Consider the following 13,575-nt stretch of genomic DNA (forward strand, 5'->3'; position numbering starts at 1 on the left):
ATTTGTGCGCGCTTGCTCCCGATACCGGTCAGCAGGCGCTCAACTTGCCAAACGCAATCCGGCACCTGCGCTCTGCCCGTCCGGCTGGTCCGGCCAGATGCCGCGCGTGTCATAGACGACCTTGCCCGAACGCTCGGCCAGCGGGATCACCTTGAACACGTCGTGATCCACCAGCACGATCAGCACGCCGCATTCCTCGAGCGCGGTGTCGATGTCGATCTGGACCGCGCCGGTACCGTCGAATTCCTTCGGCAGTTCGCCTGCGTAAGGCTCGACCACGTTGATGCGGCTGCCGAACTGGCGCGCGAGGCTGGCGGCGACATAGCGCGCGGGGCTTTCGCGGAAATCGTCGATGTTAGCCTTGAACGCGAGGCCGAGGCATGCGACCTTTGCGCCCGGATTGGCCTCGATCAATGCGGCGGCCTTCTTCACCACGTGGTGCATCTTGCCGTCGTTCACATTGCGTGCGGTGCGGATCAGCGGCGTCTCTTCAGGCGCGCTGGCCACGATGAACCACGGGTCCACGGCAATGCAGTGCCCGCCCACGCCCGGCCCCGGCTGGAGGATGTTCACGCGCGGGTGGCGGTTGGCGAGGCGGATGACCTCCCACACGTCCAGCCCCATGCGGTCCGCCACCATCGAAAGCTCGTTGGCGAAGGCGATGTTGACGTCGCGATAGGCGTTCTCGACCAGCTTGGTCATTTCGGCAGAGCGCGCATCGGTGGTGACGCAAGTCCCGCGCACGAAGCGCTTGTAGAAGGCCAGCGCCTTGCGCGCGCAGCGCGGCGTGATGCCGCCGATCGAGCGATCGTTGTTGGTTAGTTCTTCCAGAATGCGCCCAGGCAGCACGCGTTCGGGGCAGTAGGCCACCGAAACGTCGGGCGTCTCGCGGGTCTTTCCGGGAAACTTGAGGTCGGTGCGCATGCCCGCCATCAGGTCGAGCATCTTCTCGGTCGTGCCGACGGGCGAAGTCGATTCCAGAATCACCGTATCCCCGGCCTTGAGCACGGCGGCGACCTGCGTCGCAGCGGCCAGCACATAGGAAATGTCGGGCGTGTGGTGCCCGTCCTTCTCGAACGGCGTCGGCACGGCGATCACGAAAACGTCGGCGGGTTCGATCGTGGTCGATGCGCGCAGCAGGCCGCGCTGGACCACGCCATGCACCAGCCCGTCGAGATCCACTTCCTCGATATGGATCTCGCCGCGATTGATCGTGTCGACCACGCGTTGCGAAACGTCGAGGCCCAGCACGCGGCATCCCGCGCGGGCTATGATGGCGGCAGTAGGAAGTCCGATATAGCCAAGGCCGACGACACAGACGTCCGGCTTCACATCACCCATCATTCGCCAGCAACTCCACGATACGGCGCGAAGTCTGCCCATCCCCGAACGGGTTGTGGGCACGCGCCATGGCTGAATAGGCAGCCTTATCGTCGAGCAGGGTGAAGATTTCGGAAACGATGCGCTCCACATCGGTGCCAACCAGCTTTGCGGTCCCGGCAGTCACGCCCTCGGGTCGCTCGGTCGTTTCGCGCATTACCAGCACCGGCTTGCCGAGTGCAGGCGCTTCTTCCTGCACGCCGCCCGAATCGGTCAGCATGATCTCGGAAATGCTCAGCAGCCGGGCAAAGTGCGGGTAATCCAGCGGCTCGATCATCGCCACGTTGGGCAGGCCGGCCAGCGCCGCGTCCATGACCTTGCGCACGTTGGGATTGGGGTGGACCGGGAACACCAGCGCCACATCGTCGCGCGCGGCAATCCGCCGGATCGCCTCGGCTATGTTCTCAAGCCCCCCGCCGAAGTTCTCGCGCCGGTGGCTGGTCACGCCGATGATTCGCTTGTCCGCAAACCGTGCCTCGATCTCTGCAAGGCCCTCCGCCAGCGACGGCTCGGCGACGATCTTCGCGCTCACCCATTGCAGCGCATCGATCACGGTATTGCCGGTCACGTGCACGCTCGCCGGATCGACGTTCTCCGCCAGCAGGGCGCTTGCCGAAACATCGGTCGGCGCAAAGTGCAGCCGGGCTATCGTCCCGATGATCTTGCGGTTCACCTCCTCGGGCCAGGGGTGATAGATGTTGTGGCTGCGAAGGCCCGCCTCGACATGCGCCACCGGCAACTTGCGATAGTAGGCAGCCAGCGCGCCCGCCATCGCCGTCGCGGTGTCGCCCTGCACCACCACCCAGTCGGGCCGAACCTCGTCCATCACCTTGCCCAGGCCCGTCAGCAGCGCCGCGGTCAATCCGTCCAGCGTCTGGTCTGGGCGCATCAGGTCAAGGTCATGATCGGGCACGATGCCGGCAATCTCAAGCACCTGATCGAGAATGCCCCGATGCTGCGCCGAAACGCAGGTCACCACCTTGCAGCGCGGATCGGCCTGCAGCGCATGCACCACCGGGAACATCTTGATCGCCTCGGGTCGCGTCCCGAACACTACGAGTATCGTCTTCGTCATGGCCGGACCAATAATCCCTGATCGTTAACCGTGAAATAAGAGCCTCGCTTTAAGCAGGTGGCTTGTGGCGCGCACGCCCGCGTCAACCATGAAAGGCCGCCAGTCACGTGACCGTCCAGTTCCCTTCGATTTCGCCTGCAACCCCCAAGGGACTCGATCCGCTCGTCTCTGCGACCACGCGCGTGACCGTGCTCGGCCTCGGCTATGTCGGCCTGCCGCTGGCGGTGGCGCTGGCGAAACAGTTTTACGTGACCGGCTTCGACATCGATACACAGCGCATTTCGGAGCTCTCGGAAGGCCACGACCGCACGCGCGAGATCGATCCCGCGCGCCTTGCCAAGTCCAGCCTCGGCCTGACCTCCGACGCCGCCGTCTGCCCGCCGAGCGACTTCTACATCGTCACGGTGCCGACCCCGATCGATGCCGAAAACAACCCCGATCTTCGCCTCGTCGAATCGGCCTCGCGCACTGTCGGCCGGATGCTGCCAGATGCCGTCGCCGAAGGCCGAAAGCCCGTCGTCGTGTTCGAAAGCACGGTCTATCCCGGCGTCACCGAAGACATCTGCGGCCCGATCCTCGAATCCGTTTCGGGCCTTAAATGCGGCGAGGACTTCTTCCTCGGCTACAGCCCCGAACGCATCAATCCCGGCGACCGCGAACACACGATTGATCGCATCACCAAGGTCGTCTCGGGGCAAACCCCGGAGACGCTCGACCGCGTGGCCGATCTCTACGGCGCGATCACGACAGGGGGCGTCTTCCGCGCCGCCTCGATCAAGGCTGCCGAAGCCGCCAAGGTCATCGAGAACGCCCAGCGCGACATCAACATCGCCTTCATGAACGAGATCACCCAGATCTTCTCGAAGATGGACCTCTCGGTCTGGGACGTGCTCGCCGCCTCGAACACCAAGTGGAACTTCCTGCCCTTCACTCCCGGCCTCGTCGGCGGGCACTGCATCGGCGTCGATCCCTACTATCTCTCAGCCCGCGCCGAAGCGCTCGGTCACGACCCTCAGGTGATCCTTGCCGGTCGCGGGGTGAACGATGGCATGGCGCAGTGGGTCGCGGGCCAGCTTCACGCAACACGCGAAGGCAAGCCCGGCTCGGTCCTCGTCCTTGGTCTCACTTTCAAGGAAAACGTGCCCGACCTTCGCAATTCCAAGGTCGCCGATGTCATCGCCGAATTGCAGACGCTCGGCCACGATGTCGCTGTCCACGATCCGCACGCCGACACCGCCGAGGCCCTGCTCGAATATGGGCTGGAACTCGCAGGCGATGCTTTCGAACACACCTACGACCTCGTCTTCCTGGCCGTGCCGCACAAGTATTACCTCGCCGCCGGCGCCGACCGCATCGCCGCACTGGTCTCGCCGGGCGGCACGCTGGCCGATCTGAAGGGTGTGCTCGGCGAAAGGGCCGACTGGAAGCTTTGACCGGCGCGGCCTAGAAGCGGCCCGCCACTGAAACAGGAATACCCATGCGCGTCCTCGTTACCGGAGCCGCCGGCTTCATCGGCTACTCCCTGATCACCCGCCTGCTCGCCCGGGGCGACGAGGTGATCGGCGTCGACATCGTCAACGCCTATTATGATCCCGCGCTCAAAGAAGCCCGTCTCGCCCGCCTGATCGAACAGGGCAAGGACCGCTTCACCTTTCTGCGCACCGACTTTGCCGATTACGCGGGCCTCACTGCGGCACTCGAAGGCAAGCAGTTCGAACGCGTCGTTCACCTGGGCGCACAGGCGGGCGTGCGCTACTCGATCGAGAACCCCCACGCCTACGTGCAGTCGAACCTCGTCGGCCATCTCAACCTGCTCGAAGTCGCGCGCCATCGCGGGGCCGAGCACATGGTCTACGCCTCGTCCTCATCGGTTTACGGCGGCAACACCAAGCTGCCGTTCTCGGTCGACGATCGCGTCGATCACCCGCTTTCGCTCTATGCCGCCACCAAGAAGGCGGATGAACTGATGAGCGAGACCTACGCTCACCTCTATCGCCTGCCGCTGACGGGCCTCAGGTTCTTCACCGTCTACGGCCCCTGGGGCCGGCCGGACATGATGATGTGGCTGTTCACCAGGGCGATCCTCGCGGGCGAGCCGATCCAGGTGTTCAACCACGGCGACATGTACCGCGATTTCACCTATATCGACGACATCGTCTCGGGCGTCATGGCCTGTCTCGACAACCCGCCGCCCGACGATGGCGCGGTCAAGGCCGGTGGCAGCGAAAAGCCCCACCGGCTCTACAACATCGGCAACCACAAATCCGAGCACCTGATGAAGGTCATCGGCATTCTGGAAAGCGAACTGGGACGCAAGGCGGAGATGAACCTCATGCCGATGCAGCCGGGTGACGTGCGCCAGTCCTTCGCAGATATCGACGCGATCTCGGGCGATCTTGGCTACCAGCCGACCACCAGCATCGACGTGGGCGTCCCCAACTTCGTCCGCTGGTACAAGGATTACCACGGCCTCTGACGGTGACATGCGTTTTCGTCATTGCGAGGAGGCGAGGCCGACGCGGCAAGCCATAACCACATACATGGCGGCTCTGGATTGCTTCAGCCTTCAGCCTCGCAATGACCGCTCATGGGATCCCTCATGGGTTTTGGGCACAGCGCTGTCACGGCACCGTCAGTCCCTGATTGCGCAAATCTCCCGCCTTGGTGCACAAGCGATCAAGGGTGACCGAGGGGAGGATGCCGATTTGACCGATGCCGCACATCCAGGTGGCGCAATGCACGCGCCGCGGCTGTTCCAGCTCGACGCGCTGCGCGGCATTGCCGCGATGGTGGTCATGCTGTTCCACCTCGATCTGGTCTACCGCATCCACGGCGTGTTCGTGCGCGGCTACCTTTTCGTCGACATGTTCTTCCTGCTCAGCGGCTTCGTGCTGGCGGTTTCGACCGAGCGCAAGTTGAACGCCGGCATCGGAGCGCTTGCCTTCACGCGCGACCGGTTCATCCGTCTCTGGCCGCTCGTCGCAGTCGGGGCCGGTGTCGCCGTCGCCCGTGGCTTCACGATCGGCATGGACCCGCTGACCCTGCTGCTCTGGCTCGCGCTTGATCTGGCCATGATCCCGAGCTTTGCCGGAAGCGGACCATTCTATCGCCTTAACGGCCCGCAGTGGACGCTGTTCTACGAATTGCTGGCAAATTTCCTCCATGCGCTGGTGCTGCGCAAGATCCCGACCCGCTGGATGCTGGCGCTGGCGCTGGCGCTTGGCGTGGCGCTGATCGTGACTGTCCGCATCCACCGGACCGACACGATGGGCGTGGACGCGCCTACCTGGGACAACTGGTGGATGGGCCTGCCCCGCCTCGGCTGGTCCTACGTCCTCGGCGTCTGGATGGGGCGCAAGTACAAGGAGGGCCTGCGCGGCCCGGTGCTGCCATGGTGGCTCATGCTCGCGCTGCCAGTAGCGGGAATCGTGATCGTGCCCAGCCTTCCGTTCAGCGCCGCGACCGGCGATCTCCTGTTCGTGATGGTCTTCCTGCCGCTGGTCGTCTGGGCCGTTGCCCAGTCGCATCCGCCCAAGGCCCTGCAGCCGGCCTGCGAATGGTTCGGCAGCTACTCGCTGCCGCTCTACTGCGTGCACCTCACCATTCTCGTGTGGGTTTCCGAATTGCTCGGCCGCGCCGAATGGGTCCGCATCGTCGCGGTCGGCGCCGCCATGCTGCTCGCTTTCATCTTTTCGAAGCTGATCTCGTTCAAGGGCAAGCCGACCATGGTCAAAGCTACCCCGGCCTGACCACGGCCTTCATCCGACGATATGCGGCAACGAATGGCGGGTATCAGCTCCTCGGCATCTGCTGACTCGCGCAGTGGAACCCGCCGCCCCCGGCCAGCACCGCGTCGCCCATAATCCCCACGGTCGCGTGCTCCGGGAACAGCTCTGCAATCGCCGCCACGCCGTCCGCGTCGTGTGGCGATCCGAATACAGGCACGACCACCAGATTGCTCGTGATCACGAAGTTCATGTAACTGGCAGGCTGGACCATGTCGCCCCACTCGATCCGCCCCGGCGAGGGCACTTCGACCACTTCCACGCCCGCCGTCAGCGCCCGCGATCTGGCATCGGCATAGATCGCGGCATTGGGATCTTCCGGCCCGGTCGCACGCGGCAGTGCCAGCCTGTTGGGGCCGACAAAGCGCGCCAGATTGTCGACATGGCCGTCGGTATGATCGTTGATCAGCCCGTCGCCGAGCCACAGGACGCGGTCATATCCCAGATCGCGCAGCAGCCGCGTCTCCAGATCGCTGCGCGTCAGGTGCGGATTGCGATTGGGATTGAGCAGGCACTGCTCCGTCGTCGCCACAAGCCCGGTGCCATCGCCGTCCAGCGCCCCGCCTTCGAGAATCCAGTCGGCCTTCGGGGCTGTGTCGAGCCCTGCCGACACCGCCAGATCAGCCCCGATCTCCTGATCGCCCGGCATGAGATACTTCTCGCCCCAGCCGTTGAACCCGAACAGCCGCGCCTCGCGTTTACCCGCTTCGTCCATCACAACCAGCGGCCCGGTATCGCGCAACCATACATCGCCATACGTGCGTCGCTCCAGCGTCACCGCTGCCGATACGAGCGCCTTCGCGCGCATCTCGTTCGCCGCATCGCGCACGACCAGCCGCACCTGCTGCCCGCTGTCGGCAACCGCGTTGGCAAAGGCGGCAATCTGCTCCTGCGCCCGGTCGATCACGCCCGACCATTCCTCTGCCAGATGCGGAAAGCCGATCCACAGCCAGTCCTGAGGGTGCCATTCGGGCGGCATGCGGAATTGCGAAGTCATGTGGCTGTGTCCGGGCAAGATTGATCAGGCCCAGCGCCTTAGAGGAGAACCAGCGTGCTTTCCATCACGCTTGATCCCCCCGCCCATCCGGTTCATTCCGGCAACGCAATGACCGACCTGCCCAATGCCATTTCGCGTGCTCGCGCCCATGCTCCGTTCCTGTCGCTGGCGCTGGACCGCTTGCCCGAACTCGAAGCCCTGCTCGCCAACGGCAAAGTCGAACAGGCCCTCGCCCAGGCCCGAGCCGCCGGAGGCGGCATCGAAGACACCGCCGTCGCGCTGCGGCGCGAACGCCTTGCTCTGGCGCTGGTCCTTGCCATCGGCGACCTTGCCGGCGTGTTCCCGCTCTCCCGCGTTGTCACCGAACTCTCCGATTTCGCCGACCGTTCGCTCGATGCCGCGATCGCCGCTGCAATCCGCCGCCGTGTGCCCGATGCAGAGCCTGCAGGCTTCTCTGCCATCGCGCTCGGCAAGCACGGTGCGCAGGAGCTGAACTACTCGTCCGACATCGACCCGATCCTGCTCTATGACCCGGACACCCTGCCCCGGCGCGAACGCGACGATCCGGCCGAGGCTGCCCAGCGCGTGGCGCGGGCGTTGATGGAAATCATGTCGAACGTCACGTCGGAGGGATACGTCTTCCGCGTCGATCTTCGCCTGAGACCCGCCTCCGAAGTCAGCCCGCTCGCCTTGCCCTTCGAAGCGGCGATCACGCACTACGAATCCAGTGCCCTGGCGTGGGAGCGCGCCGCCTACATCCGCGCCCGCGCCGCGTCGGGCGATGTCGCGGCGGGGCAGGCTTTCCTCGACACGATCCGCCCTTTCGTCTGGCGCCGCAGCCTCGATTTCGGCGCGATTGCCGAGATCGGCCGTCTCACCACGCGCATCCGCGATCACTATTCGGCAGGACAGGCGATCGGCCCCGGCTATGACCTCAAGCGTGGGCGCGGCGGCATTCGCGAAGTCGAATTCTTCGCCCAGACCCACCAGCTGATCCACGGCGGCCGCAATCCCGCTTTGCGTCTGCGCGGTACCCGCGCCAGTCTAGATGCCTTGGCCGATGCCGGCATCATCTCGGCAGAGGATGCGCGCGTCATGGGGGATAGCTACGATCGCCTGCGCACACTCGAACACCGTTTGCAGATGGTCTCGGACCACCAGACCCATTCGCTACCGACCGATCCCGCCTCGCTTGAAGGCGTTGCGCGCCTCGAGGGCTTGTCCGATGGCGCGGCGCTGATCTCCGAACTGGCGCAGATTTCCGACCTGGTCGGTCGCCGCTTCGATGCCCTGATCGAGACTTACGCCCCCACCGGTGCGGTCCAGGTCGAGGCTCCGCCCGTCACCGATGTCTTTGCCGAACGCGTCTCGACATGGGAAGGCGGCCAGTACCGCTGCCTGCGCTCGGCCGAGGCGCGCGAGGCCTTCGCCCGCATCCGCCCACAACTGCTGCGCGCACTTGCCGAAGCGCCCGACCCCGACCGCGCGCTGTTGCGCTGGGAACAGTTGCTGGCAGGACTTCCGAGCGCGATCAACGTCTTCCGCCTGCTCGAAGCGCGTCCGGGCCTGCTTGCCGTGGTCATGCGCATCCTCGCCCATGCTCCTGCGCTGGCTGACGAACTCGCCCGCCGGTCCGACCTGCTCGACACCTTGATCGACCGCTCCGCCTTCGATCTGCCCGGCGACGTCGCGGAAATCGCCAGCGAACTCGCGCGCGGTGAGGCAGGCGACGATTACCAGCGCCTTCTCGACACCGTCCGCGTCCGGGTAAGCGAGATGCGCTTTGCCCTCGGCGTCCAGCTCATCGAAGGGCAGCGAGATCCGCTCGAGGTCGCGGCCGCACTCTCGCGCGTCGCCGAGGCCGCAATCGAAGTGCTGGGCCGTGCGGCGATCGAGGAATTCCGCCAGAATCACGGCGATGTGCCGGGCAGCAGTCTCGCCATTCTCGGCCTTGGACGGCTGGGCGGCGCGGCGCTGACCCATGCCTCGGACCTCGACCTGATCTTCCTGTTCAGCGGCGATCATGCCGCCGAATCTGACGGTCGCCGGCCTTTGGGCGCGACGCTCTACTACAATCGCCTTGCCCAGCGGGTGATCGCCGCGCTCTCGGTGCCGACGGCGGCGGGCGCGCTTTACGAGGTCGATACGCGCCTGCGTCCCTCGGGGGCACAGGGTCCGATTTCCGTGAGTTTCGAAAGCTTTGCGCGATACCAGCGCGAGGATGCCTGGACGTGGGAGCACATGGCGCTGTGCCGTGCCCGGCCGATGCTTGGCCCGAGCGAAGATCGCGCCCGGCTTTGCGCAACGATCCAGCAGGTGCTTGATATTCCTCGCGATCCGCCAAAGCTGCGCGACGACGTTCTGGAAATGCGCGCGACCATGGCGCAGCACAAGCCGCCCAAGGGACCGCTCGACGTCAAGCTGGCGCGGGGCGGGCTGGTCGACATCGAGTTCATGGTCCACTTCCTCCAGTTGCGCGATCACATTGCGCGGACTCCGGACCTCGGAGAGGCCGCTCTCGCCCTTGAAATTGCAGGGCTTTTGCCAGAAGGCATCCGGGCGGCGCACGATCTGATGGCACGGTTGCTGGTGGTCGTCCGGCTGGTTGCCCCCGATGGCATGTTCCCGCCCGAGGCGAGCCGGGCTATCGTGGCGCGATCGTGCGGGTTGGAAAATTGGGACGAGTTGCTCGCTGCCGTACTCGAAGCGCGGCGACAGGTCGCGGCAGCCTGGGCGCAAGTGTTTGATAGTGTTGTGGAGATTGAGGAATGAGCGAGCGGCTGGGTGTGGGAGATGCGTTTCCCGATATCGCGATGACGGCGCCCGACGGCGCGGCCATCAAGGCATCGGACTTTGCCGGCAGCAAGCTCGTCGTGTTCTTCTATCCCAAGGATGACACACCCGGCTGCACAACGGAAAACAAGGACTTTTCGGAGCTTTACGGTGAATTCCGGAGCGCCGGCATAGCCGTGCTCGGTGTCAGCAAGGACCCGCCCAAGAAGCACGTCAAGTTCGCCGCGAAGCACGGCCTCACAGCGCCGCTGGCCAGCGATGCCGAGGAAGGGGGCGTTTCGGACGCGCTGGGCATCTGGACCGAGAAATCGATGTATGGGCGCACCTACATGGGCATGGAGCGCACGACCTATCTTGTTGATGAAGCAGGAAAGATCGCCCGCATGTGGAACAAGGTGAAGGTCAAGGGCCACGCCGCCGAAGTCCTCGCGGCCGCGCGCGGATAGACAGGCGGTAGAAGGGGAGTAGGTGGGGGGTAGACGGGGGGTAGCCTCCATTATCCACCCGCTTGCCGCATTCCCGGACAGTCCATGACCCGACAATCCCTTTCAGGCGCCATCCGCGCCGCGATGCTGACCGCCGAGCCGACCGCAAAGGTCATGGCCGCGCGCGAGGTCGAGCGCATGTGGCGCGCCGGCCGGTTGGACTTTACCTTCGATTGCGCGATGCCGGATGTGCCCGCCCGTCCCGATGCGCCGGTCCTGCTTGCGCCAGCGGAAATGCCCAGGCGCGGGCGCGGATCGGAGCACGGGAGGATCGCGCTGCTTCACGCGCTGGCGCACATCGAGTTCGTGGCGATCGACCTGGCGCTCGATGCCGCGGGGCGCTTCGGGGCGGAGATGGGACGCGGCTTCGTCGACGACTGGCTTTCGGTCGCGGCGGACGAGGCGATGCACTTTGCGCTGCTGGCGCGGCGGCTGCGGACGCTGGGCACGTCCTATGGCGCATTGCCCGCGCACGACGGATTGTGGGAGGCCGCGCGCGAGACGGCGCACGATGTGGCGGCGCGGCTCGCGATCGTGCCGATGGTGCTGGAGGCCCGTGCGCTGGACGTATCGCCGCAGACCATCGCGCGGTTCGCGTCGGCAGGTGACGAGCGGTCGGCGCGCATCCTGCAACGAATCCTTGACGACGAAATCCGCCATGTGCGCTTCGGCACAACACATTTCGTCGCGATATGCCAAAAGCGCCAGGAATCACCGCCGACCGCGTGGAAAAGGCTGGTCGCGCAGCACTTTCGCGGGGCCGTTAAGCCACCGTTCAACGACTCGGCGCGTCATCAAGCCGGTCTGTCGCGCGAATTCATGGCAGGGGTTGCCTGACCGCGCCCCCGTCCTCTACCCCCAAATCACGAGATGGCGGGGGGTTCCGACCAATCTTGAAATAAACCCGAAACGGCAGGCCCTAACCGGCTTGTCGTTGCAAAACGGGCTCGCTCTGGGGGTTTCAGCGCGCGCCGGTCGAAAATGCCGCAACGGCAAGACCGGATCGCAGACAAAAGGTCGTACGGGTCGTAATGTTGTTCAACAGCAAAACCTTCAAGACTGCTCTCGGTGCCTTCGCTGCCGTTGCCTTCTTCTCTTCTGCCGCTCCGGCGCTTGCCAACAGCGCCGCTTCTGCCGACATCGCCGCTCCGCTTCGCGCCGCCGAAGCTGCCAAGGCAGGCGTCTCGGCCGATCGTGGCGACGAAGAATTCCGCCGCCTCTTCGCCAGCTGGCAGCAGCTCGACAACGGCATCCTTCCCTCGGCCGCCAAGCCCACGACGATCCGCCGCTCCGGCGTCTCGATCCCGTCGCTGGCGCCGGTCTTCGTTTCGCACCTGACCAGCGGCTACGGCATGCGCGTCCACCCGGTCCTCGGCGGCCGCCGCGCGCACAAGGGTATCGACCTTGCCGCCGCCACCGGCACCCCGATCCGCGCCAGCGCCGATGGCGTTGTCGAAAAGGCTGACTGGTTCGGCGGCTACGGCCTGTTCGTCAGCCTCGATCATGGCGGCGCGATGGAAACCCGTTACGGCCACATGTCGCGCGTTGCCGTTGCCGAAGGGCAGCAGGTCCGCAAGGGCGACATCATCGGCTACGTCGGTTCGACCGGCCGCTCGACCGGCCCGCACCTGCACTACGAAGTCCGCGTTGCCGGTGAAGCGGTCAACCCGGTCCCCTACCTGCAGGACAACGCCAAGGTCTATGCCAGCAACAACCCGGCCGAAGGACGCGGTGGTCCGGAATAAACCGCCCCGGTCAGTACGAAGCATCTTGGAGAGGATGCGGAAAAGGGCGCCGGTGACGGCGCCCTTTTCTATTTGGAGCGGGGTAGCGGATTGAGGCGTGGGAGAAGGAGTTGGACCTAGGACACATGCGCAATGACTGCTTTTGGGACTTTGCGGTCATTCGCGTTTGAGCACGCGAAGGACGGCTTTCAGTTGGAGAGCTGCCATTTGATGCTGTCGATCACACTTTAAGCATTGAATGCTTTCATGTCCCGCAATGGGGGTTGCCCGAATAGCCGGGCATATTCGCGGTTGAACTGGCTGACGCTTTCATAGCCTACAGCATATGCCGCGCCGGTGGCGTCCAGACCGCCAATCATCTTTTCGCGGGCGGCCTGCAGGCGCAGTTGCTTTTGATATTGCAACGGGCTCATCGCGGTCAGTGCGCGAAAATGGTGGTGCAGAGTCGATACCCCCATACTGGCCAAATCAGCCAGCGCGTCGATCCGCAGTGGCTGGTCATAGTTGCGGCGCAACCAGCCGATAGCGCGGGCGGTGCGGTGGCTGTGATCGCTGGCCGAGGCGATGGCGCGCAGACGTGCGGCCTGCGGGGTTTGCAACAAGCGGTAGAGGATTTCGCGCTGGATCAGCGGCGCCATAAAGCCGATGTCTTGTGGGCGGTCGAGCAGGCCGACCAGCCGCGCGCAGGCGTCCATAAGGCTAAGCGGCGCTTCGCCCAATGCCAAAGCGCCTTGCACCGGTCTTACCGGCTGCGGCTCTTGCTGTGCGATCACCTCGCGCAACATGGCACTGTCGATCGAGAGCAACATCGAGAGCAACGGCTTTTCAGGGCTGGCTTCGATAACCTGGCTTTGCACCGGCAAGTCGACCGAGGAGATCAGAAACCGCCCGGCCATGCCCTGATAATCCACCCCGCCTACATTCACCGCCTTGCGTCCTTGCGCGAACAGCGTCAGGCTGGGATCATAAATTGCCCGATAACAAGGGGTTTGGGCAATCCGGCGATAAAGTGAAAGGCCGCTGATAGCCGTGGCATTCTCGCCCACCTCTGGCGTATGCGCCAGAATAACTTGAGGCAACTTGCCGATGTATGGCGATTGGCTAGGGGTATCCGACATGCTGTGATTTTGCGCAGGCAGGCGCAAGCTGGCAAGAAGGATTTCCAGCATTCAGAGGATCAGGCAAATATCGGGCAGGATCAGGAAAGCCCGAAAGGCACGCTTCGGCTAAACAGCCTCCATACTCGGCCACAAAGGAAAACAGATGCTGCCTCGCCTTGTCTTACTGGCTGCCATTTTGACCGGCACACTGACTG

General features: G+C 64.7%; 11 protein-coding genes. 7 read left to right on the plus strand and 4 right to left on the minus strand.

Annotated features, from left to right (window positions below; all coding sequences use genetic code 11):
* Positions 1 to 39: 39 nt before the first annotated feature.
* A complete protein-coding gene (gene wecC, locus AC2A04_RS16205) occupies positions 40 to 1,344 on the minus strand; it encodes a UDP-N-acetyl-D-mannosamine dehydrogenase (protein ID WP_484213426.1) in 1,305 nt (434 codons plus the stop codon).
* Positions 1,334 to 2,455 (minus strand): non-hydrolyzing UDP-N-acetylglucosamine 2-epimerase, encoded by a 1,122-nt coding sequence (gene wecB, locus AC2A04_RS16210; RefSeq protein ID WP_484213393.1) that lies wholly within the window; start codon positions 2,453 to 2,455, stop codon positions 1,334 to 1,336. Before wecB ends, wecC begins: the two co-directional genes overlap by 11 nt.
* Before the next feature lie 107 nt (positions 2,456 to 2,562).
* On the opposite strand from wecB, the gene AC2A04_RS16215 reads away from it, so the two are divergent.
* From AC2A04_RS16215 to AC2A04_RS16225, 3 genes are all read left to right on the plus strand, one after another.
* Entirely contained in the window at positions 2,563 to 3,888 is a 1,326-nt protein-coding gene (locus tag AC2A04_RS16215; protein WP_484213394.1) for a nucleotide sugar dehydrogenase, read from the plus strand.
* A gap of 44 nt (positions 3,889 to 3,932) precedes the next feature.
* Complete coding sequence (locus AC2A04_RS16220; RefSeq protein WP_484213395.1) at positions 3,933 to 4,931, plus strand: GDP-mannose 4,6-dehydratase; 999 nt, start codon at positions 3,933 to 3,935, stop codon at positions 4,929 to 4,931.
* Between the two features lie 259 nt (positions 4,932 to 5,190).
* Positions 5,191 to 6,204, plus strand: coding sequence for an acyltransferase family protein (locus AC2A04_RS16225; protein ID WP_484213396.1), 1,014 nt, complete (start codon positions 5,191 to 5,193; stop codon positions 6,202 to 6,204).
* Positions 6,205 to 6,247: 43 nt separating this feature from the next.
* Here the strand turns inward: AC2A04_RS16225 and AC2A04_RS16230 are convergent, their stop codons facing one another.
* Positions 6,248 to 7,237 carry an agmatine deiminase family protein gene (locus AC2A04_RS16230; RefSeq protein WP_484213397.1) on the minus strand — a complete coding sequence of 330 codons (990 nt, stop codon included), beginning with the start codon at positions 7,235 to 7,237 and terminating at the stop codon, positions 6,248 to 6,250.
* A gap of 108 nt (positions 7,238 to 7,345) precedes the next feature.
* On the opposite strand from AC2A04_RS16230, the gene AC2A04_RS16235 reads away from it, so the two are divergent.
* The 4 genes from AC2A04_RS16235 to AC2A04_RS16250 all read left to right on the plus strand — a co-directional run bounded on the left by AC2A04_RS16235 (position 7,346) and on the right by AC2A04_RS16250 (position 12,260).
* Positions 7,346 to 10,009 (plus strand): bifunctional [glutamine synthetase] adenylyltransferase/[glutamine synthetase]-adenylyl-L-tyrosine phosphorylase, encoded by a 2,664-nt coding sequence (locus AC2A04_RS16235; protein ID WP_484213427.1) that lies wholly within the window; start codon positions 7,346 to 7,348, stop codon positions 10,007 to 10,009.
* The gene (locus AC2A04_RS16240) at positions 10,006 to 10,476 is read left to right on the plus strand and encodes a peroxiredoxin (RefSeq protein WP_484213398.1); all 471 of its coding nucleotides are present in this window, start codon (positions 10,006 to 10,008) and stop codon (positions 10,474 to 10,476) included. The genes AC2A04_RS16235 and AC2A04_RS16240 overlap by 4 nt, the downstream gene beginning before the upstream one ends.
* An 84-nt stretch (positions 10,477 to 10,560) precedes the next feature.
* The gene (locus tag AC2A04_RS16245) at positions 10,561 to 11,352 is read left to right on the plus strand and encodes a ferritin-like domain-containing protein (RefSeq protein ID WP_484213399.1); all 792 of its coding nucleotides are present in this window, start codon (positions 10,561 to 10,563) and stop codon (positions 11,350 to 11,352) included.
* Positions 11,353 to 11,546: 194 nt separating this feature from the next.
* The gene (locus AC2A04_RS16250; RefSeq protein ID WP_484213400.1) at positions 11,547 to 12,260 is read left to right on the plus strand and encodes a M23 family metallopeptidase; all 714 of its coding nucleotides are present in this window, start codon (positions 11,547 to 11,549) and stop codon (positions 12,258 to 12,260) included.
* Positions 12,261 to 12,487: 227 nt separating this feature from the next.
* Here AC2A04_RS16250 and AC2A04_RS16255 read toward each other — a convergent pair whose 3' ends face one another.
* On the minus strand, positions 12,488 to 13,429 hold the full coding sequence (locus AC2A04_RS16255; protein ID WP_484213401.1) for an AraC family transcriptional regulator: 942 nt from the start codon (positions 13,427 to 13,429) through the stop codon (positions 12,488 to 12,490).
* Positions 13,430 to 13,575 lie beyond the last annotated feature (146 nt).

The organism is Novosphingobium sp. HNCC26DJ243, assembly GCF_057180545.1.